Raw genomic sequence first — 20,718 nt, 5'->3', positions numbered from 1 at the left:
GGGCATAACGATATTACGCGTATGCTGACAAATTTCAGGTTCCAACAGCGCTCTGTTTTCCGCATCGATCTGTTCAGTTCCCACAACTCGTCACTACTTCTCAACTCACTTCAAATCTGCCTGAGGAGATAGCTTTTCCCGCCTCTCCTTGAATAGACCGCGTGTCTATCTGCTCTCTTCCATCAATTCGATGAAGTGATCAAACACAGGCGCCACATCATGCGGCCCTGGGCTGGCTTCCGGGTGGCCCTGAAAGCTGAATGCAGGTTTATCGGTACGGTGTATGCCTTGCAAGGTACCATCGAACAGGGAGCGATGGATCGGAGTCAGGCACGATGGCAAACTCTCCTCATCAACAGCGAAGCCATGATTCTGGCTGCTGATCATCACATTCCCTTTTTTCAGATCCTGTACCGGGTGGTTGGCTCCATGGTGGCCAAATTTCATCTTCACGGTTTTTGCACCTGAGGCGAGGGCCAGCAGCTGGTGTCCCAAGCAGATTCCAAATACCGGCAGGCTGGTGTCAACGATTTTAGTGATCGCCTCAATGGCATAGCCACAGGGCTCAGGATCTCCTGGACCATTTGACAGGAATACACCATCAGGCTCCATCGCCAGCACATCCTCGGCTGGTGTGCTCGCTGGAACAACTGTAATGCGGCAACCCCGGTCAGTCAGCATTCTCAGAATATTGCGTTTGACACCATAGTCGTAGGCAACCACATGGTATGGGAGTTTTTCCGAATCCATTGACACAGCTTCAGGCAACCCCTCCTCCAGCGACCAGGTCCCTTGAGACCAGTCATAGCCTGTTTCAGTGGTTACCTCTTTCGCCAGATCCATCCCCTTCAATCCAGGGAACTCCTGCGCTAATTTCAAAGCAGTGGAGAGATCAGGATTGTCGCCGGCAATAATGCAGCCATTTTGGGCACCCTTTTCCCGCAGAATTCGGGTCAGGCGACGGGTATCGATATCGGCAATGGCGATCACACCACTGCGTTGCAAATAGGCCTCCAAAGACTCTTCAGAGCGCCAATTACTCGTAATCAGTGGCAGATCACGGATCACCAGGCCGGCTGCATGAATCTGATCAGACTCTTCATCCTCCTGATTAACACCGGTATTACCTATATGAGGATAGGTCAGTGTGACTATCTGTTTACGATAAGAGGGGTCGGTCAGTATCTCCTGATAGCCGGTCATGGATGTATTAAAAACAACCTCTCCGACGGTATGTCCTTCAGCACCGATGGCCTCACCCCTGAATTGGCTGCCATCTTCCAGGACCAGAACTGCTGGTTTTCTCAAGAATCTCTCCGTTACAGGCGTGCAAAAAGGGGCAGACCACAAAGTGCCTGCCCCGAGAATTAGCAAAAGTATTCTTCAGAACCGAATCTTACCAATTCGACCCTGAAATGATGGTCGGATATTGTACGTTATCGAGGGCAAAGCTGTCTATCCGCTTGATTCATGAAATCCCACAAATTGAGCATTTAATTGATCCGGTTTTAGTGAGCAGCTACTGGATCACCTTCCGGCCAGTACACCCTTCACCCAGCGCACTATGCCATTCTGATCCATCACACCCGCCTGCCTTGCGATCTCCTGCCCACGATCGATCAACATCAAAGTCGGGATACTGCGTATGCCATATTGCATTCCCAGTTGCTGGGCCTCTTCGGTATTCACTTTGATTAAACGAATATCTGGCTCCAACTGCTTTGCCGCCGCCTCGAAAGCTGGGGCCATCATTTTACAGGGCCCACACCATGGCGCCCAGAAATCGATCAGCAGAGGCAGATCGTTCTTCTGGACATAGCGATTGAAACGGCTTTCATTCAAAGATAGAGGTTGCCCGGAGAAGATCGGCTGGTGGCATTTCCCGCATTTAGCATCCTCTCCTGCCCTGCTGAGCGGTAGACGATTAATCCCATCACAGTGGGGACAGACAACATGTTTTGCATCACTCATTTCACTTCATCCAGATCTTCATCAGAGGTTAAGAGGTGCCCTTAATTCAGATACTTCGACTGATTGAACGCTCCGGCAGCAGGCGACCAATCAGGGCCTCTTAGGAAATGGGGCTGTCGATGATAATTTCAAGACTCATATCGAAACGAGATTTCAGTATAATGGCGCTCCTTTGAACTACCTCGCGATAACCGATACGGGAGCTGAACATGGCGGATTCACCATACATCTTCGATGCTACTGCTGAAAACTTTCAGCAACAGGTCTTGGCTGCCTCAATGGAGAGACCAGTGTTGGTCGACTTTTGGGCAGAATGGTGCAATCCCTGCAAAACCTTGATGCCGATACTTGCCAAGCTGGCTGATGAGTACCAAGGCAAGTTCCTGCTGGCCAAGGTTAACACTGAACAGCAGCAACCCCTTGCCGGGCACTTCCAGATTCGCAGCATCCCTACTGCAAAACTCTTTTTCCAAGGTCAGGAGGTGGATGAGTTTATGGGGGCTCTGCCTGAAACTGAGATTCGCAACTTTCTCGACAAATATATCCCCAGAGAGTCTGATGGACTGGTAGAGCAGGCTGAAGCCCTACTGCTTCAAGGAGATGCGGATGGTGCTGGCACACTACTCAAGCAAGCCAGTGACAACGATCCTGAAAACCCAAGAATCCGGCTCGCTTTCTCCCGCTACCTGGCTACTATTGGAAAGCTGCAAGAAGCTGAGAACATACTCATGGCTCTGCCAGATGAAGAGAGGGAGAAACCGGAGGTGGTCGCCATGCTCACCAAAATCCAGTTTGACCGCTCCGCTGCAGATAGCCCACCAATAGAGGAGCTGGAGAAACGCCTGCAGGAGAATCCCGCAGACAGTGAAGCGCTTCATATGCTGGCTTCTCATAAAATCATGGAGAACGACCATGAGGCTGCCTTGGAACTGCTGATGACTCTTTTGCAGAAAGATCGCAGCTATGGCGACAATATTGCCCAAAAAGAGATGCTTAAAGTTTTTGAAATGCTTGGTGGACAGGGGCCGTTGGTAAAGCGCTACCGCAATCGGATGTTCAATTTTCTACATTAAAAAAAGTTTGGCCAGGCCAGGGTAGTCACCTGGCCTACTCACTATCCTCGGCTCGTTGCCAATGAACATGAATACCCTCTTCCCCTTTGGCAGCGGCAAACTGGTGGCAGACAATGCGTCCCGGTATCGTGGCAAGATCGCCATTCAGGTAGACCAGGGGGATGCGATCCCGATCCCAGGGTGGAACGCCCCACTCCTGGAACAGTTTCTTTAAAGGCCGATGGTGCTCCTGCCCAACGGGCCGACAGCGCTCCCCACCTCTACGAAACCTGACTTCAATATCTGCGCTTTGCCAGTGGTGATTTGCCAACCCACCTTCAGCTGATGAAGCGATCAGAGACCCCATGCCATCAGGCAATTGCAGTTGTTGCTTCTCCAGCCAGGGAATATGGGTGGGCAGAGGCTGCGCTAAACGGCTTGGAGCCAGGATCAAATCATCCCGGTATCGACGCACTTCCCAGCCTCTCCAGGCCACCAATGGTGTTGAGTCACTGCGCCCATGTATCGACTCATGCTCGATTCGCATCAACTTTTTCGAATTAGGCAGAGGCGCCCCGCTGGATGCAATCCAGTGACGTAGCAGATGCCTCACCCGGATCGATGACATCGCTTTCAATTCACTGATGGAGAGCTTCCCTGTCTCTGCACAACGAACCCGGGCCAACTCCAGTTCCATCTCTTCCTGAGCCAGGCTCAACATCTCACCACTGAAACGTGCGGCCCGTGCCAGTGTTACCGCTGCCGCTGGCCAACGTGTCTGCAATAGAGGCATTACTTGATGCCTGATAAAGTTGCGATCAAAGCGCTGATCCTGATTAGAGGGATCCTCCTGCCAGCGCAATCCCGCGGCCATTGCGTAACACTCAATTGACTCCCTTGACTCTTGCAACAACGGCCTTGCCAACCAGCCACTTCCAAATTCGGCAATCATCGGCATAGCTGCCAAGCCAGCTGGACCACTGCCTCTGAGAAGTTGCAACAAGAGTGTCTCTGCCTGGTCATCCTGATGCTGGGCGGTGAGCAGCAGATCCCCTGGATTCAGCTGCTGAGAAAGAGCTTGATAGCGAGCTTCCCGAGCCAGGGCCTCCAGGCTTTGACCTTTTTGTGGCGTCAATTCCAGGGTCAGCGTATCCAGAGGGATATCATATTCTGCGCATACCTGTTCGCAATGTTTCTGCCAGGCATCCGCCCCCGGCTGCAGTCCATGGTGCACATGAATGGCGCGCAGCGGATAAGGTAGCTGGGATCTTAACTCAGATAACAGATGAAGCAGAACGCAGGAATCAACTCCACCACTGAATGCCAGATGGCAACAACCTGCCTGAGGCAGGTTGGTTAGGGTATCTTTCAGATGATCGACAGAGAGGGACACAGGGGATCCCGAAGGGTTATTCCCCGGAGAACTGACCGTATTGCATCAGGCGTTGATAGCGGGTATCAAGCAGCTTATCAATTGCCATACTGGTGATATTATCAATACCTTCCAGCAGGGCATGCTTGAGACTCTTTGCCATCGTTTCTATATCCCGGTGAGCACCACCCAAGGGTTCAGAAACGATCTCATCCACCAATCCCAGCTCTTTCAGTCGATCAGAGGTGATGGCCATGGCCTCTGCAGCCAATGGTGCCTTTTCCGCACTCTTCCATAGGATTGAAGCACAACCCTCTGGGGAGATAACTGAATAGGTGCTGTACTGCAACATCATGACGCGGTCACCCACACCAACAGCCAAAGCACCACCTGAACCACCCTCTCCGATCACCGTACAGATGATTGGCGTGCGCAAACCAGACATAATCTTAAGATTACGCGCTATTGCCTCACTCTGGCCACGCTCTTCCGCACCGACACCAGGATAGGCTCCGGGTGTATCTATGAAGGTAAGAATCGGCAGTTTGAACCGTTCCGCCAGCTCCATCAGACGCAATGCCTTGCGATAGCCCTCGGGACGTGGCATACCAAAATTGCGATAGAGCTTATCTTTGGTATCGCGCCCCTTCTGATGGCCAATCACCATTACTGGACGGCCTTCAAGACGGGCCATTCCCCCGACAATGGCGTGATCATCAGCAAATGTCCGGTCACCATGCAGTTCATGGAACTCATCGAAGATACGGTCGATGTAATCGAGGACGTAAGGCCTCTGGGGATGTCGGGAGAGCTGGGAAATATCCCATGGCTTGAGGTTGGAAAAGATCGTCTCAGTGAGGGACTGACACTTCTTCTCCAGTCGCGTGATCTCATCCTGAATGTTAATTTCATTATCGCTGCCCACCAGACGAAGCTCTTCGATCTTCGCCTCAAGTTCTGCGATAGGTTGTTCAAATTCTAGAAAGTTAAGATCCATGGGGCGAAATATACCGGAAACAATCTCTTTAGAACAGTCTAGTGGATGGTATTACGGAATCATCACTGATTGGAGCAAGCCAATCTCAGCCTACCCCGCAACCCCCACTTGGACAGCCACCAGTGGCGCATGGCGGCACTGCATCACTACTCACTCCGCCAATAATTACATTTCCTCCGGTAGCGAGTCGTTTAACCGGACTCTCAGAGGGTGTATCACCCGGTTCGATACCAGCCTTAGTACAGAGCTCACCCCAATTGAGAATCTCTTCACTCATTCGATGGCTGACCTCAACCACCCGGCTGTTGGCTTCACATCTATAGTCATAAGTAGGCATAGGATTCTCCAGTTGTGGTCAAAATATTTTTTGCCGGGGTAAATAGATCATGCAACAAACACCATCAGGATCATTTAATCCACCAATCTCGCGTAAAGATGTCCTTTGAATTCAGCACCATTACCATCTTCACAAGGTATCGTGGATATTGCCGTAAGACGAGCCTTACCCTTCTCTTTCAAACCTGAAAGGAATGTTTCAAACTCATCTTTGTCAATTTGGCAATCGGCAACAATATCCCCAACCACTGGCTTGAGATAGTTGATCTCACCTGTCGCCATAACCAAATCGCTATTAGCAGGTAGCCGTGATTGCACCAATCCCCAGGCTGCCAGGGTGGCAATGGCGTAGAGTGATCCGGCAAAAGCTGTTCCATGAATATTTTGGTTTTGCTCACTCCTTCCAAAAACCGTGATGCGATTTTTTGACAGGGAAAGCACACGAAAATCCATGTGTTCCGATAGAGGAATACCTTCTCTGATTTTCCCTTCAAGCTCTGATTTATTCATGAATTTGAAAAACTGCTTTTATAAGTATCACGCAACTGCGCCTTTTGAACTTTCCCCATAGTATTACGGGGTAACTCATCAACAAAAAATACAAGCTTGGGTTGTTTGAAACGAGCTAACCGTCCCTGCAATGGCTCAATGATATCCTGCTCACTCAGATCACGACTCCCATCAGCCACCACTATAGCAGCCACACTTTCACCAAAATCAGGATGAGGTACACCGACAACAGCAGATTCATCGACACCGGGGATCTCATCAATCTCAGACTCAATCTCTTTTGGATAGATATTATAGCCACCGGAAATAATCAGATCCTTTGCTCGTCCAACTATACTAATGCGACCTTCTCTATCCATGATGGCGTTATCACCGGAAATAAACCACCCATCCTGACGAAACTCTGCTGCGGTTTTCTCCGGCATTTGCCAATAACCTTTAAAAACATTTGGCCCTTTTAACTCCAACACACCTGTTTCACCACGAGGTAATTCACCGCCTTCATTGTCGGCAATACGCACTGAGACCCCAGGAAGCGGGAAGCCAACTGTACCAGCCAAACGTTCACCGTCGTAAGGATTGGAGGTGATCATTCCAGCCTCAGTCATACCGTAGCGTTCCAGAATGCGAAACCCGGTTCGCGCTTCAAATTCACGATGCGTTTCAGCAAGCAACGGCGCTGAACCAGAAATAAACAGTCGCATCCTGTTACATAATTCAGGGGTTAATCTGGGATCACTCAGCAGGCGAGTGTAAAAGGTTGGCACCCCCATCATCACGGAACAATCCGGAAGACGCTCTATCACTTGCTGCTGATCGAACTTAGCTAAAAAGTGTACAGTGGAAGCACCAAGAAGTGCGCAGTGCAGGGCGACAAAAAGACCATGAACATGAAACACAGGCAAGGCGTGCAACAAAACATCTTTTTCGTCATGCCAATGCCAATAGTCATGTAGCACCTCTGCATTCGCCCGAAGGTTATCATGGGACAGCATAGCTCCCTTGGATCGACCTGTCGTACCTGAGGTGTAAAGTATGGCGGCTAATTCATCAGCTTCTCTCACTACAACTTCTGCCGAGGCATCTAACTCTTCAAGGCCCTCTAAAAGATCACCAGCACCCTCACTATCCATTGTGCGTATGTGAGGCACGTCACACTCTTGAGCTAAACCTAAAAGTGTTTTTTGTGATTCAGGCTGGCAGACAAAAAGCTGTGGTTTTGCATCGCTCATAAAGTAGCTGATTTCAGCTGACGTATAAGCTGTATTGAGAGGGATGTATATTGCACCAACTCTCAAGCAGGCAAGATAGAGCAGTACTGATTCAGGGGATTTATCCACTTGAACCATAACCCGGTCGCCTGGTGTGACGCCGAGTTGCAACAGTCGCGTGGCATATTTTCCTGCGAACTCATCCAATTCCGAGTACAACAGAGGGGGTCTGCCTGGCGTTAATAGAAAGGGACGATCACCCGCATCGAGAAAGCGATCACCAACGAGTCGAAGATATAGATTTTGGTTTTTCATATCATTAAATAACTGAAAGCGGCTTGACTGGTATGATAACGGACTATAGATTATGGGCCATTGCTCTAGGCTGTTGAATTAAAAAAACAAAGGAACACGGTCATAACTATAAGGCCATGGAGGATTTTGCTCTCTTCACGTTCTCGTACTATATAGGTAAAACGATCATCGTGACATTGCGCAACCCGGTGCGATCCGCACACAAAAAAGGAAGATCTTAAGCAGATCTTAAGTATCTGCACAACATCTCTTAAGTTCAACTGGAAAATTTCAATAATCACAAATCTAAAACAGCAAGGAGTATACCCCATGTACGTATCAAAGCTACTGACCGCTGCAACTCTGGCAGCAGGTCTCACTATGGCTGGCGGCAGCGCATCCGCTGTGGACTTTAAGGCTTCTCACCAATGGCCTGGTGGCAAAGGTGACATCCGCGATGAAATGGTTCAGATCATTGCCCGTCATATGAATGACAATGATACCGGCGTTAAGATCAAAGTCTATCCAGGCAAGAGCCTTTACAAACCTAAAGAGCAGTGGGGTGCCATGACCAAAGGAAGGCTCGATATCACCGCTTTTCCGTTGGCCTATGCTGGTGGCCGACATCCTGAATTCAATCTGACGTTGATGCCTGGACTGGTTAAAAATCATGATCATGCATTACGTTTAAATGACTCTCCTTTTATGCAAGAGATCAAGAAGGTCATGGATCAAGCTGGCGTTATGGTTCTGGCTGATACCTGGCTCGCTGGCGGCTTTGTCTCTAAAGGCGAGTGTATCCTCGAACCTAAAGATGTTAAAGGCATGAAGTTCCGTGCAGCAGGCAAGGCCTTCAACCAGATGCTGGAAGCTGCTGGTGCGACCATCACCTCAATGCCCTCTTCAGAGATCTACTCAGGTCTGCAGACAGGTGTTTTAGATGGCGCCAATACTTCATCATCCTCACTTGTCTCCTATCGAATCTATGAGCAGGTGAAGTGTCTTACCGCGCCAGGTGCAAACGCATTGTGGTTCATGTATGAACCTATTCTTATGGCCAAGAAGAGTTTCGACAAGTTAACACCTGAGCAACAGAAAGAGTTGCAGAAAGCTGCGGATGAAGCAGAGAAGTTTGCTTCCGACGCAGCTAAAGGCGCAGATCAAAAACTGATCGATGCCTATAAGAAAGCTGGCGTAAAGGTTGTTGAAATGAGTGCAGAACAAGCAGCCCTTTGGCGTGATATCGCCGACACCTCCAGCTACAAAGCATTTGCTGACAATGTAGAAGGTGGAAGAGGCTTGTTGGACATGGCTCTGTCTGTCGAATAGTCGAGTTGTATAGACCTTCCCTGACTGAAGGGAAGGTCTACTGTTTCCTGTAATCTGCATGATTCGCAATTGATGATTGCATAATCACTAACTGGTAATAATCACAATGGTGATATTTCTCAGATTCGTTGAAGGCTTATCCAAGCTGTTGGGTTATTTCGCCGCAATATTACTTGTCATAGCTGTTCTGGTTGTTTGCCAAATGGTCTTCAATCGCTTCGTATTGAATCTTCCAACCTCCTGGCAGACCGAGTTCGTCACTTATGCCTTGTTGGCATCAACATTTCTTGGCGCACCCTGGGTTTTGTTAACCCGCGGCCATGTCAATGTCGAGCTGATCCCTTTGATGCTGGGTCATCGCGGAAGAGTGTTCCTTGCTTTCTTCGCATATAGCCTTTCAACCATTCTCTGTATTGTTTTGACCTGGTACAGCTTCAAGTTCTGGCATGAAGCCTGGGAAGCAGGATGGTCATCAGATACTATTTGGGGACCAAAGCTCTGGAAAGCCTACCTGGCAATGCCGATAGGTTTCTTTGCCATCAGCCTGCAATACCTGGCCGACCTGATCTGCCTGATCAATGGAGAAGAGCACCCCTTTGGCATTGAGCCAACAACACCTCCAGAGGCCTCATAATGGATCCGTTAACATTAGGAGGTCTATCTGCTCTCTGTTTGATCGTGCTATTGCTTAGCGGTATGCCTGTAGCATTTGCACTCGGTTTCACTGCAATCCTGTTTCTGCTGATTTACGATGGTATCGGTGCCTTTGATGTGGTTGCTGATACCCTGTTTGCGTCCCTGGACGAATTTGCCCTGCTCTCGATTCCAATGTTTCTTTTGATGGGAGCAGCAATCGCCGCCTCCCGTGCCGGTGCGGATCTCTATGAAGCACTTGATCGCTGGCTCTACAAAGTACCCGGTGGATTACTGATTTCAAATATTGGTGCATGCGGTATCTTTGCCGCACTGACAGGATCATCACCTGCGACCTGTGCCGCGATTGGTAAAATGGGTATACCTGAAATGCGCAAGCGGGGTTATCCCGCAAGCCTTGCGACAGGCTCTATTGCTGCCGGCGGCACCCTGGGCATTCTGATCCCGCCCTCAATAACCATGATCGTATATGGCATCTCAACCGAAACCTCCATCGGTCGACTGTTCGCAGCCGGTTTGCTACCCGGCCTGATGCTGATTGGTCTGTTTATCGGCTGGTCGCTGTTTTACACCAACTTAAAGGGTTATAGATTTACTGAAAAGGACAAACACTTCAGCTTGCGCGAAAAGTTGATCGTACTACCTAAGGTAATCCCCTTTCTGATCATTATCGTGCTGGTTCTCTGGGCACTGTATGGTGGCGTTGCAACACCATCAGAAGCATCTGGTGTAGGCGCACTGATCTGTATCCTGCTGGTAATGATTATTTATAAGGTCTGGCGTCCCAGAAATCTTTGGGAGATCGTTGGCTCTGCTACCCGAGAATCAGTAATGCTGATGATGATCATCGGTATGGCGGGTCTATTCAGCTTCATGATGTCAAACCTCTATATTGCTCAAGGCATCACCGAATATATTGCTGCTCAGGATCTCTCTCCCTGGATGTTGATGTTGTATGTCAATATATTCCTGCTGGTCGCCGGTTTCTTTCTGCCTCCAGTCGCCGTGATACTGATGACATCCCCCACTTTGGTTCCGATTGTCATACAGGCAGGTTTCGATCCAATCTGGTTTGGTGTGATGTTAACACTCAATATGGAAGTGGGACTGATCACACCACCTGTTGGCCTGAATCTGTATGTCATCAACGGTATCGTACCGGACGTTGACCTGAAAACCGTTTTGATCGGCGCCCTCCCCTTCATGCTGTGCATTATGATTGGTATTGGATTGTTGATTCTGTTTCCTGAAATTGCACTTTGGCTACCAGAAGTGTTGATGGGAGTAGCTCAGTGAGTGCACTTGGCTGGCTAGAGCGTATGCTCAACAGCGTCGCCGATCATGGCATGGAGCTGATCGGCCTGAAGGAACGCGGCAATCATGACCCGTCGGATTCTGAATTATGCCACCGTCTGGTTGACGGCATGGGTGAAGCATCAAATATTGCTCTGGCAAGAGAGATCCTGCAGCGATGGCAAGAGATGGACAGTGAGCAGCGCCTGACTTTCCTGCAAATGATAGCTGTTGAGTTCGATCCTGATCCGGTGGAGATCCAGCAGGCAGCCCAAGCCTATCAATCCCGTGATCCTGACAGCCTGAAGCGCCTGTTGGATATAAGTGAACCACCACGACAGGAGCTATTCAGGCGTCTCAACATGGCCCCAGGCGCCACCGCAATATTAGTCACCATGCGAGCCGAACTGCTTCAAATTCTGCGTCAGCAGCCTGAGTTGAAGGGGGTCGACTATGACATGCGCCACTTATTGTCTTCCTGGTTCAATCGAGGCTTTCTTCATCTGGAACGTATCGATTGGAATACCTCAGCATCAATTCTTGAGAAGTTGATTTGCTATGAAGTCGTCCACCCCATGCAAGGATGGGAGGACTTACGCCGCCGCCTGGCCGAGGACAGGCGTTGTTTTGCCTTCTTTCACCCGGCACTACCTCAAGACCCACTAATCTTTGTCGAGGTGGCATTAACCCGGGAGATCAGTGATTCAGTAACCAGCCTAGTCGATCCGGAAGAGCCTCTGACAGAGACTGGATCTGTTGACACGGCAGTATTCTACTCGATCAATAATGCCTTAAAGGGTTTGCGTGGCATCAGCTTTGGTAATTTCCTGATCAAACAGGTTGTCAGTGAACTCAAGGAAGAGTTTCCCGGCCTGGAACGATTTGTCACGCTATCGCCAATACCAAGACTGCGCAACAGCCTGCTAAAATTACAAACCTCAAATATCAGTAACATTTCGCTTGAAGATCTTGAACTGGTACTGGGTAGCCGAAAGCAACAACTTCTGGCGTTAACTGAGAGTGACACCCCCTTTGAGGCACTCGATAAATTAACCACTGAGCAGATCCAGAAAGCAGAAAACAGATGGCTTGCTGAGACTCTGAACGATCTGGTTCTGTTCTATCTCGTTTTCCTAAAAAAAGGCGATCATGCTTACGAACCTGTCGCCCATTTTCACTTATCCAATGGGGCAAGGCTGGAGAGAATCAATATAGTCGCCAATCCCTCCGAGCAAGGAATACGGGAGTCATGGGGTTGCATGGTCAACTATCGGTATGAAGAGTCTGATCTGGTCGCCAATCATGAATCCTACCTCTGTAGTGGAGATATTGCGTTGTCATCAGAGTTGGATCAACGCCTGAAACATCTGAAAACAGTACTACAGAGAGACTAGGGCCTGTTAACACTAATCGAATCGGCCCTGTTGCCCCTGAAAAAAGCGCCAATCAAGGCGCGAGGAGAGAGGTTTGGTCACTCCAAATGAACGACGAGCAACGCCTAGTGGTGCTTTTTCAGGGGTAACCCGAAGGGCAGAGGCTATTTTTCCGCCCAGCGGCGTTATCATTCGCTCATGTAGAATAACTACACTTCGCTTATTCTGCCTTGCTGGACGAAAAAACAGTCTCAGCAGGGCCGATTCGAATAGTGTTAACAGGCCCTAGTATGGACTTAGTGGCGCTGCTCGTGGCGGGTGCCCTGGCTGGTACTGCGGCAGGACTGCTCGGCATCGGCGGGGGAGTTATTATCGTGCCGGTTCTATCTCTGGTATTCGAAGCCAAAGGGGTAGCGCCAGAGATCATTATCAAAGTTGCTGTGGGTACATCCCTGGCAACCATTGCAGTAACGGCCATTTCATCAATTTGGGCTCACCACCGACGTGGCGCAGTACGCTGGAGCCTGGTCAGAACCATGACACCAGGGGTTGTTATCGGTTCACTGTTTGGAGCTTGGTTGGCTGACATCATCCCTGGATACTGGCTGACACTGGGTTTCATTGCATTCCTTACACTGGTCTCACTACAAATGGCGATCGGCCCGGTCTCAGCTGGCAGAGATCTACCAGGGCCCCGTGCCTTACAGGGTGTTTCAGCAACTGTTGGTTGCATATCTGCATTAATGGGTATCGGTGGAGGTGCGCTGCATGTCCCCTATCTGAGCTGGCGTGGCGTGGCGCTTAAACAGGCAATCGCCACAGCCGCAGCGATTGGATTCCCTTTGGCACTGGCTTCTACAGCTGGGTTTATAGTCACAGGACTGGATGAAACAGAGCTACCACTGCACAGCATTGGCTACATCAATCTACCTGCATTTTCAGGTGTGGTTGCCGCTAGCTTCCTGTTTGCCCCCCTAGGTGCCCGTCTGGCGCATCAACTGCCAGAGCAATTGATCAAGCGTCTGTTCGCACTGTTTCTATTTGTACTGGCCCTGAGAATGGCCTTTAAAATGCTTTAAGTCACCTCTGCATAGGTCACGGTCGAAGAAATTTCGAAGCAAAGCTATTTAGAGTTGCCTTCTTTATAATCGGCTGCCAGTGAGAAGGATCACTCAACAACGATGCGGGCATTAAGCGGCTGTATCGGACGGTTATTATCATGCGCCATGATTTCGACAAACTTATCCAATTGTTGCTTTGAGACTGATTGAATCGATTTCATCACATACCATTCAACACCTTCGGTACAGGGAGGGGTTGTGAGAGAACCATTGAAGCGATAGTAATCTCTATTGGTTGACATTAAACGAGCTGCATCGACTGGTACAGATAGTTGATTTTTCTTACCCGCTTCTTCTGGCATGAAAGCCCATGCTTTTTCCAGTTCCTGGTGCTGTTCCCCTACGCTATACATGATAGCGATAACTGCCAGGTTCCCCTCCTTGTCTGAGTGAACAAAATGAGCCTCCATAGGGAAAGACCTGCCCATGATTCTATTTTCACTCGGGGCATGAAAGTGAAACTGCTTAAGCTCAAAAGTCTTGCCACCAATCTCGATTTTGCTACCTGGTTGATAATTGACTTTAATGGTATGACCATTATTGACAACACTATCGCCAAGGCTTGCATATTTGATACTCAATTCGGGCAATTCACCATCAACCATGCCGGTCAGGTCAATTGGTGATTGATTAAGCCCTTGAGAACAGGAGATATAGTCAGAAGAGATAGCTCCCCAATGGTCAGGGCCATCATGGCCCGCATAACTCCAATGCGCCTGCTCAGATGCGATGAGATGTGTAGAACATAGCAGTCCGGCAACAAAGAAAATTCGATATCGATCCATAGTATGCATCTCCTTTTTATATAATTTGATTGGCATTCTCCTGTAATATTTTTATTGGATCAAAGCAAATTAAATTCAACGTTGTTTTATTAATATTGTTAAATAAAAATTGACATATGGGTAGTTTGAATAGTGAAATGGCGCACACTTGCAGATATAGTCTAACGTTTAGCAGTTATTTGGTTATGCATAAACGCTTAAGATTTCTTAATCAGATCTTAGATTATTATTTTCAAGGTAGCCTTAAACATTGCATGTACGGAAGCTGCTAAACATTACGGAGAGAAAGAGGGATCTTCTGTATGGACAAGTGAGTATGCTGTATTTTATTAACCCCTCACTAACCAACATGTCTTATACGGACATCTTGTATAGACAAAGTTGGAGATTCCTCTTGCATCGTATAGCAAATTTAATAGCTATATACATATCTTCTCTTCACCGCACACTGTTCCCTCATCTTCCAAGATTATTGAGAGACGCTCATAAGATAGCGTCCACTTTATCAGAACTCTTTATTCTCTCTATCCTGGGGATCATCGACTCTGATTTTTTTACATTTAATATTTCCACTGGCTCGCCCCTCATCTGCAGTCTGATTTTTAGGGCCTGAGCTATATAAAATAACAATTAACCTCTTCAAGGCAGGAGAAACAGCATGGCAGAAAGCAGTCAAGTACGTTTCGGTATATTTTTTAAAATGTCCCTAGTTATGGTGCTCGTAGCAGCGCTACCTCTCGGTCTGGTTTGGTATATCAGTCACTCTGCGAGTGAAGAAGCGATCAGCCTTGATGTTAATAATCGTCTGGCATCCACAGCAGATCAATTGCAAGGCTTTGTAGAGAGCTGGGTCGATATGAATGCTCGCATCATAGGACAAAATTCTAAATTCCCCGATATGATCAGCATGGATGGTATGCGTCAAAAGAAGGGATTGGAAACCATAGTTGACACCTATCAGTGGATATACCTTGCTTTCACGACAGACATCAATGGTCAGAATATCTCCCGCAGTGACGATAAAAACCTGAAAGACTACAGTGATCGTCACTATGTCCGCCAAGTTCTGGGTGGAAAGGAGCTGGGGCAGCAGGTATTAATCAGCAAAACCAATGGTAAGCCTGCTCTGGTCATCTCCAGTGCCATTACTGACGAAGATAAGCGCACTAAAGGCGTGCTGGCCATCGGCATGTCATTGGATGATATCTCAAAGAAAGTTGCTACGACTCGTTTTGGTGAGACCGGTTACGCTATTCTGCTGGATCAAGAAGGTAAAGTGATCTCCCACATCAACAAGGAGTTTACAAGTAAACGCACAAGCCTGACTGATCATCCTGGATACAATGCTCTGATGTTGAGCAACAAAGAATCAATAGTTTATACCAATGATGAAGGTGAAAAGGTATTTTGCCAGATCAGAAAAACGGGGCATGGCTGGATTCTATTGGTGCAACAGGACTATGACGAGGCATTTTCAGCTTTGAGTCAATACAACAAAAAGACACAGTTACTGATGGCAATAAGCCTCGCTGTGATCCTTTTGGTTGCCTTCCTGATTTCACGTCAATTGACACAACCAATACGTCATTTGACCACTGCAGCAGATGCTATAAGTCGTGGCGATTTTGGTTTCACTATCAACGGTACTTCCCGTACTGATGAACTGGGTGCATTGGCAAGATCAGTAGAACGCCTTGGCAACAGTGTCAGAGTGGCAATGGACAGGTTTAGTTGATAGATAGCATTCGCATTTTGGGAGAGTAATATGGTCGACGGAGGTATTCTGGACCATCGTAAATTCATCAAGGCATTAATCACTCTATGCCGGGATAGATCCAGTGGTACGGTATTTTACAACCTAGATAGTGGCATATCCGCGAGAATGGTCTTAAACCAAGGTGTGATCACTTGGGTGGCATGTGGTGAACTTAGAGGTGAAGAAGCGATAGATGCAATTCGTTTAATCGATAGAGGCAGAATGAGCTTCAATCCATCACTAAAACTTACAATCGGTAAGCAGAGCCTCCCGACAACACCTGAGATACTCAGAGAGATCAACACCCGGGACTTTAACAGCGAAGCTATCGACCATTCCCAAAAAACAGCTGACTCCACACCTGAAAACAGTGGAGTTACAACGGGTAACTCCTTCAGCAAAGAAGATATATGTAAAGTTGTTGTAGAGGAATCTATAGAGTTTATCGGACCAATCGCCAAGGTACTCTGTGCCGATTATATGAAATCCATGCCCGCTCAAATCGATGTAAGAAATATCCGTAAGTTGATTGATTCCATGGCTATGGATATCAACGATGAGGTTAAAGGAAGAGTATTCAAGAATCGTATCAGAGAAATACTGAAGATAGAGTGAGACCATCTGTCCATTCATCACTTTCACTAATGAACCATCAACAACATCTCTGGTAGATTTATAGATAGATAAGCCTTTAAGGGATGAAAATCGCTAAAATAAGCTGATTACCTACCGTTGGCTTACATTCAGAGTATGACTTTATATACTGAGCTACCGGTAAACATATTCTCTGCCACTAGTCAGCATTGTCATCACTGACAACACGGGAAAACCTAAAGTGGACGCCATTACCGGAGAGTTGATTGTAGAGAATGATGGCTGTGACGACTGATAAGCCATCATCGACTGGTCGCCGCCGATTGACCATTGGACAGCGGCCGCTGAGCTACTGATTGCCGATATCCGACCGTTACCGACCCTGGACCGAAAAGCTGCTCGAGACGTCGCAGCAACTCATCGGTGGGATTGACCCGCCACTCCTGCCCCAACTGTATATCAGCTGAGGCGAGTAGGTTCTGATATCTGAGCCTCACCCCTGTGGTTCCTCCCTGAAATGGCGCAAGAACCTGATGAAGTTTTGTACATATCTCAGCAGGTTCATCCTGATTGGCCTGCATATTGACGTTCAACACCCGTGCATAGTGGGAGCGGGCCTGCTCGAAAGTAAGCAGATTATCGGCACGGATGCTTAGTCCCCCGCGAAATTCGTCATAATTGAGCATACCGGAGACTACAAGAATTTTGTCTGCCGAGACCAATTCCCTGTGTTGTTCGTAGGCTTCATTGAACAGAGTGCATTCGATACGGCCGCTACGATCATCCAGCACCAGGGTACCCATACGACCACGCTGGGTCTGACGATGGCTGGCGGTAACCACCAGACCACTCACCACTACCGGAACCCCTCTGCGTCGATGCCCACCTGCTGGCGCATCATCGAGGCTCAGATTTCCAATGCGATTACTGCAGATATGACCCAACTCATCAATGTATCGGTCGATCGGATGGCCGGTGAGATAGAGTCCAAGCGTCTCTTTCTCCCCCTGAAGACGCTGCTCCTCCTCCCACTCATCTATATCTTTTGGAATAACCTGTGTGTGACTCGCTTCTGCCGGTTGTGGATCCCCTATACCAAACAGATCATTTTGACCTACCGCCTCCATGGCGTGGTGCTGCTCAGCCAATTTCAGCGCCAGGGGCAGTTGTAACATCAGGGTTGCCCGGTTCGCCCCCAAGCCATCAAGCGCACCGGCACGAATCAGCGATTCCAATACCCGGCGGTTGACCTTACGCAGATCGATACGTCGACAGAATCCAAAGATATCGTCAAAGGATCCGTTTTGTTCCCGTTCCAGGATCACTGACTCGATTGCAGACTCTCCAACACCTTTGATTGCCCCCAAACCGTAGACCACGGTTTGATCATCAATTGCGGTGAATTTGTATTGGGAGAGATTGACTTGTGGCGCCTCCACCTTCAACTTCATGCGACGGCACTCTTCGATCAATGGCACCACTTTGTCGGTGTTGTCCATATCAGCGGAGCAGACCGCAGCCATAAAGGCGGCTGGGTAGTGAGCCTTGAGCCACATGGTCTGATAGGAGACCAGGGCATAGGCTGCCGAGTGAGATTTATTGAAACCGTAACCGGCAAACTTTTCCATCAGGTCGAAGATATAGGTTGCGGTCTCCTCTTCAACACCGCGCTCCACTGCACCCTTTCTGAAAATCTCCCCCTGTTTGGCCATCTCCTCCGGTTTCTTTTTACCCATTGCACGTCGCAACAGATCTGCGCCACCAAGTGAGTATCCGGCAAGCACCTGAGCAATCTGCATGACCTGCTCCTGGTAGAGAATCACGCCGTAAGTGGGCTTGAGGATCGGTTCCAGATCAGGGTGGGGATAGGCGACTGCAGCGCGACCATGTTTACGATCGATAAAGTCATCCACCATGCCTGACTGCAATGGCCCCGGCCGGAACAGTGCAACCAAAGCAGTGATATCATCAAAGCAGTCGGGTTGAAGCTTTTTAATCAACTCCTTCATGCCTCGGGATTCCAACTGGAAAACCGCTGTTGTCTCTGCACTTTTTAAAAGCTTGAATGAAGCACTGTCATCCATTGGGATAAGGTTGATATCCACCGCTTCAAGATCTTGCTTGTCCCGTACGGCATTTACCGCCTTCAGTGCCCAATCAACGATGGTCAGGGTACGCAGGCCAAGAAAGTCGAATTTGACCAGCCCCACCTTCTCCACATCATCCTTATCGAACTGGGTAACCAGTCCCTCCCCATTTGCTTCACAATAGAGTGGCGTGAAATCGGTCAGCAGTCCGGGAGATATCACCACGCCACCAGCATGCTTGCCGGCATTGCGTGCGCAACCCTCAAGCTTTTTCGCCATATCGATGAGCTCACCCACCTCCTCATCAGACGCATAGGACTGCTTTAGGTCATCGCTCTCTTTCAGCGCCTTATCAAGGGTCATTCCGATCTCAAAGGGAATCATCTTCGCCACTCGATCGGTAAAACCATAGGGGTGACCCAGCACACGTCCCACATCCCGTACTACAGCCTTGGCCGCCATGGAGCCATAGGTAATGATCTGGGAAACCGAGTCTCTTCCATAGCGCCGCGCCACATAGTCGATAACCTGATCCCGCTTATCCATGCAGAAATCCACATCGAAGTCAGGCATGGAGACACGCTCTGGATTGAGAAATCTCTCAAATAGCAATTCGTGTTCAATGGGGTCAAGATCGGTAATCTTCAGGGCATAGGCAACCAGTGATCCGGCGCCGGAACCACGTCCGGGGCCGACAGGGATATCATTATCCTTTGCCCACTGGATGAAGTCGGCAACGATCAAAAAGTAGCCGGGAAAACCCATGCTATTGATGACATCCAGCTCTATCTGTAAGCGCTCATCATAAACCTTGCGCTGCTCTGAAAAATCAGAGGATTCAATATCGAATATATGCTTCAGGCGCCAGTCGAGCCCTTTGCGGGACTCCTCCTCCAGAAAGGCAGCAATTGTCATGCCCTCAGGAATAGGGAAATCGGGTAGAAAGTTCTTACCCAAGGTCAACTCGATGGTGCAACGCTTAGCGATCTCCACGCTATTTTGCAGTGCTTCAGGGATATCTGAAAACAGCGCCTGCATCTCTTGCGGGGTTCGTAGATACTGCTGGTCGCTATAGTTCTTCGGCCGTCTCGGATCGTCAATGGTCCGTCCCTCATGGATACAGACCCGTACCTCATGGGCATCGAAGTCACCCTGTCTGATAAAGTGGGTATCGTTGGTGGCGACCACAGGCACACCAAAGTCTGTAGCAAGCGCCACACTCTCATGCAGACAACGCTCCTCATCAGGCCGGCCGGTACGGTGCAACTCCAGATAGTAGCGATCTCCAAACAGTTCAAGCCACTCTTTAAGCAGCGTCTCTGCCAAAGCCCGGTTGTCAGCCAACAGCGCTCGACCTACGTCCCCATAACGTCCTGCAGAGAGTGCAATCAACCCTTCAGCACTACCGGTCAACCACTCTTTTTCCATCAGTGGACGTCCCAGATGCTGCCCCTCCCGATAACTGCGGGAGACCAGCCGGGTCAGATTCTTGTAGCCCGCCTGGTTCTGCACCAGCAACACCAGTCGATGGGGAGCATTAACATCCTCAGGATTGCGAATCCAGGCATCCACACCTGCAATCGGCTTTATCCCGGCAGCCAGCGCCGCCTGGTAGAAACGAACCAGAGCAAAGAGATTGGATTGATCAGTAAGTGCCACCGCAGGCATACCAGCGTCTGCCACCTGCTTGACCAGTGGTTTAACCCTCACCAGGCCGTCGACCAGCGAATATTCAGAATGAACGCGAAGATGTACGAAACTCGCTGACATGTCTCACCAAAGATTTGTCGATGACACAGATGCTGCTGCGATTATCACAATCAGCAGCGATTTATCACCTGGATTCGGACTCGCTATTCTAACCTGAATCGGACTCAAAATATGAGTCTGTATTGACAGATTTTCAATTTCAAATTTGAGCCACTACATAGTGCGCAGGATGTAGTGGCTCAAAATACCTGGATATCATTCCCCATAGGTTCA

General features: G+C 48.9%; 17 protein-coding genes. 8 read left to right on the top strand and 9 right to left on the bottom strand.

The features are described 5' to 3' along the window. Positions 1-165: 165 nt before the first annotated feature. Positions 166-1,308: a glutamine-hydrolyzing carbamoyl-phosphate synthase small subunit gene (gene carA / locus AC4IFB_RS05570; RefSeq protein WP_490777091.1), complete on the bottom strand. Its 1,143-nt coding sequence runs from the start codon at positions 1,306-1,308 to the stop codon at positions 166-168. A 219-nt stretch (positions 1,309-1,527) separates the two neighbouring features. Beyond that, positions 1,528-1,971: a thioredoxin TrxC gene (trxC, locus tag AC4IFB_RS05565; RefSeq protein ID WP_490779616.1), complete on the bottom strand. Its 444-nt coding sequence runs from the start codon at positions 1,969-1,971 to the stop codon at positions 1,528-1,530. A gap of 209 nt (positions 1,972-2,180) precedes the next feature. On the opposite strand from trxC, the gene trxA reads away from it, so the two are divergent. Then, the gene (trxA, locus tag AC4IFB_RS05560; RefSeq protein WP_490777089.1) at positions 2,181-3,044 is read left to right on the top strand and encodes a thioredoxin; all 864 of its coding nucleotides are present in this window, start codon (positions 2,181-2,183) and stop codon (positions 3,042-3,044) included. Between the two features lie 34 nt (positions 3,045-3,078). Here trxA and tilS read toward each other — a convergent pair whose 3' ends face one another. From tilS to AC4IFB_RS05535, 5 genes are all read right to left on the bottom strand, one after another. Further along, complete coding sequence (gene tilS, locus AC4IFB_RS05555; protein WP_490779615.1) at positions 3,079-4,416, bottom strand: tRNA lysidine(34) synthetase TilS; 1,338 nt, start codon at positions 4,414-4,416, stop codon at positions 3,079-3,081. 16 nt (positions 4,417-4,432) lie between these two features. Continuing rightward, positions 4,433-5,392, bottom strand: coding sequence for an acetyl-CoA carboxylase carboxyl transferase subunit alpha (gene accA, locus AC4IFB_RS05550; RefSeq protein WP_490777087.1), 960 nt, complete (start codon positions 5,390-5,392; stop codon positions 4,433-4,435). A gap of 85 nt (positions 5,393-5,477) precedes the next feature. Continuing rightward, a complete protein-coding gene (locus tag AC4IFB_RS05545) occupies positions 5,478-5,729 on the bottom strand; it encodes a zinc ribbon domain-containing protein (protein ID WP_490779614.1) in 252 nt (83 codons plus the stop codon). 74 nt (positions 5,730-5,803) lie between these two features. After that, positions 5,804-6,238 (bottom strand): YiiD C-terminal domain-containing protein, encoded by a 435-nt coding sequence (locus AC4IFB_RS05540; RefSeq protein ID WP_490779613.1) that lies wholly within the window; start codon positions 6,236-6,238, stop codon positions 5,804-5,806. After that, the gene (locus AC4IFB_RS05535) at positions 6,235-7,764 is read right to left on the bottom strand and encodes a malonate--CoA ligase (RefSeq protein ID WP_490779612.1); all 1,530 of its coding nucleotides are present in this window, start codon (positions 7,762-7,764) and stop codon (positions 6,235-6,237) included. The genes AC4IFB_RS05540 and AC4IFB_RS05535 overlap by 4 nt, the downstream gene beginning before the upstream one ends. Positions 7,765-8,073: 309 nt before the next feature. On the opposite strand from AC4IFB_RS05535, the gene dctP reads away from it, so the two are divergent. From dctP to AC4IFB_RS05510, 5 genes are all read left to right on the top strand, one after another. Then, positions 8,074-9,072 (top strand): TRAP transporter substrate-binding protein DctP, encoded by a 999-nt coding sequence (dctP, locus tag AC4IFB_RS05530; protein WP_490777083.1) that lies wholly within the window; start codon positions 8,074-8,076, stop codon positions 9,070-9,072. A gap of 106 nt (positions 9,073-9,178) precedes the next feature. Further along, the gene (locus tag AC4IFB_RS05525) at positions 9,179-9,706 is read left to right on the top strand and encodes a TRAP transporter small permease (RefSeq protein WP_490777082.1); all 528 of its coding nucleotides are present in this window, start codon (positions 9,179-9,181) and stop codon (positions 9,704-9,706) included. After that, on the top strand, positions 9,706-11,022 hold the full coding sequence (locus tag AC4IFB_RS05520; RefSeq protein WP_490777081.1) for a TRAP transporter large permease: 1,317 nt from the start codon (positions 9,706-9,708) through the stop codon (positions 11,020-11,022). The genes AC4IFB_RS05525 and AC4IFB_RS05520 overlap by 1 nt, the downstream gene beginning before the upstream one ends. Then, complete coding sequence (locus tag AC4IFB_RS05515) at positions 11,019-12,413, top strand: malonyl-CoA decarboxylase domain-containing protein (RefSeq protein ID WP_490777080.1); 1,395 nt, start codon at positions 11,019-11,021, stop codon at positions 12,411-12,413. The genes AC4IFB_RS05520 and AC4IFB_RS05515 overlap by 4 nt, the downstream gene beginning before the upstream one ends. 269 nt (positions 12,414-12,682) lie before the next feature. Continuing rightward, the gene (locus AC4IFB_RS05510; protein ID WP_490777079.1) at positions 12,683-13,471 is read left to right on the top strand and encodes a sulfite exporter TauE/SafE family protein; all 789 of its coding nucleotides are present in this window, start codon (positions 12,683-12,685) and stop codon (positions 13,469-13,471) included. A gap of 89 nt (positions 13,472-13,560) precedes the next feature. Here the strand turns inward: AC4IFB_RS05510 and AC4IFB_RS05505 are convergent, their stop codons facing one another. Further along, positions 13,561-14,298 carry a carbonic anhydrase gene (locus AC4IFB_RS05505; protein ID WP_490779611.1) on the bottom strand — a complete coding sequence of 246 codons (738 nt, stop codon included), beginning with the start codon at positions 14,296-14,298 and terminating at the stop codon, positions 13,561-13,563. A 658-nt stretch (positions 14,299-14,956) separates the two neighbouring features. Between AC4IFB_RS05505 and AC4IFB_RS05500 the strand changes: the two genes are divergently transcribed. Next, complete coding sequence (locus AC4IFB_RS05500; RefSeq protein WP_490777077.1) at positions 14,957-16,033, top strand: cache domain-containing protein; 1,077 nt, start codon at positions 14,957-14,959, stop codon at positions 16,031-16,033. A gap of 30 nt (positions 16,034-16,063) precedes the next feature. Then, positions 16,064-16,669 carry a DUF8082 domain-containing protein gene (locus AC4IFB_RS05495; protein WP_490779610.1) on the top strand — a complete coding sequence of 202 codons (606 nt, stop codon included), beginning with the start codon at positions 16,064-16,066 and terminating at the stop codon, positions 16,667-16,669. 281 nt (positions 16,670-16,950) lie between these two features. On the opposite strand, the gene dnaE is transcribed toward AC4IFB_RS05495, so the two are convergent. Beyond that, positions 16,951-20,505, bottom strand: a complete 3,555-nt coding sequence (gene dnaE / locus AC4IFB_RS05490; protein ID WP_490777075.1) for a DNA polymerase III subunit alpha — start codon at positions 20,503-20,505, stop codon at positions 16,951-16,953. Positions 20,506-20,718: the final 213 nt, after the last annotated feature.

The organism is Candidatus Thiodiazotropha sp. AKIB8, assembly GCF_058244675.1.
Note: the sequence above shows the minus strand (reverse complement) of the source record. Positions and strands in the feature narration are given on the sequence as shown.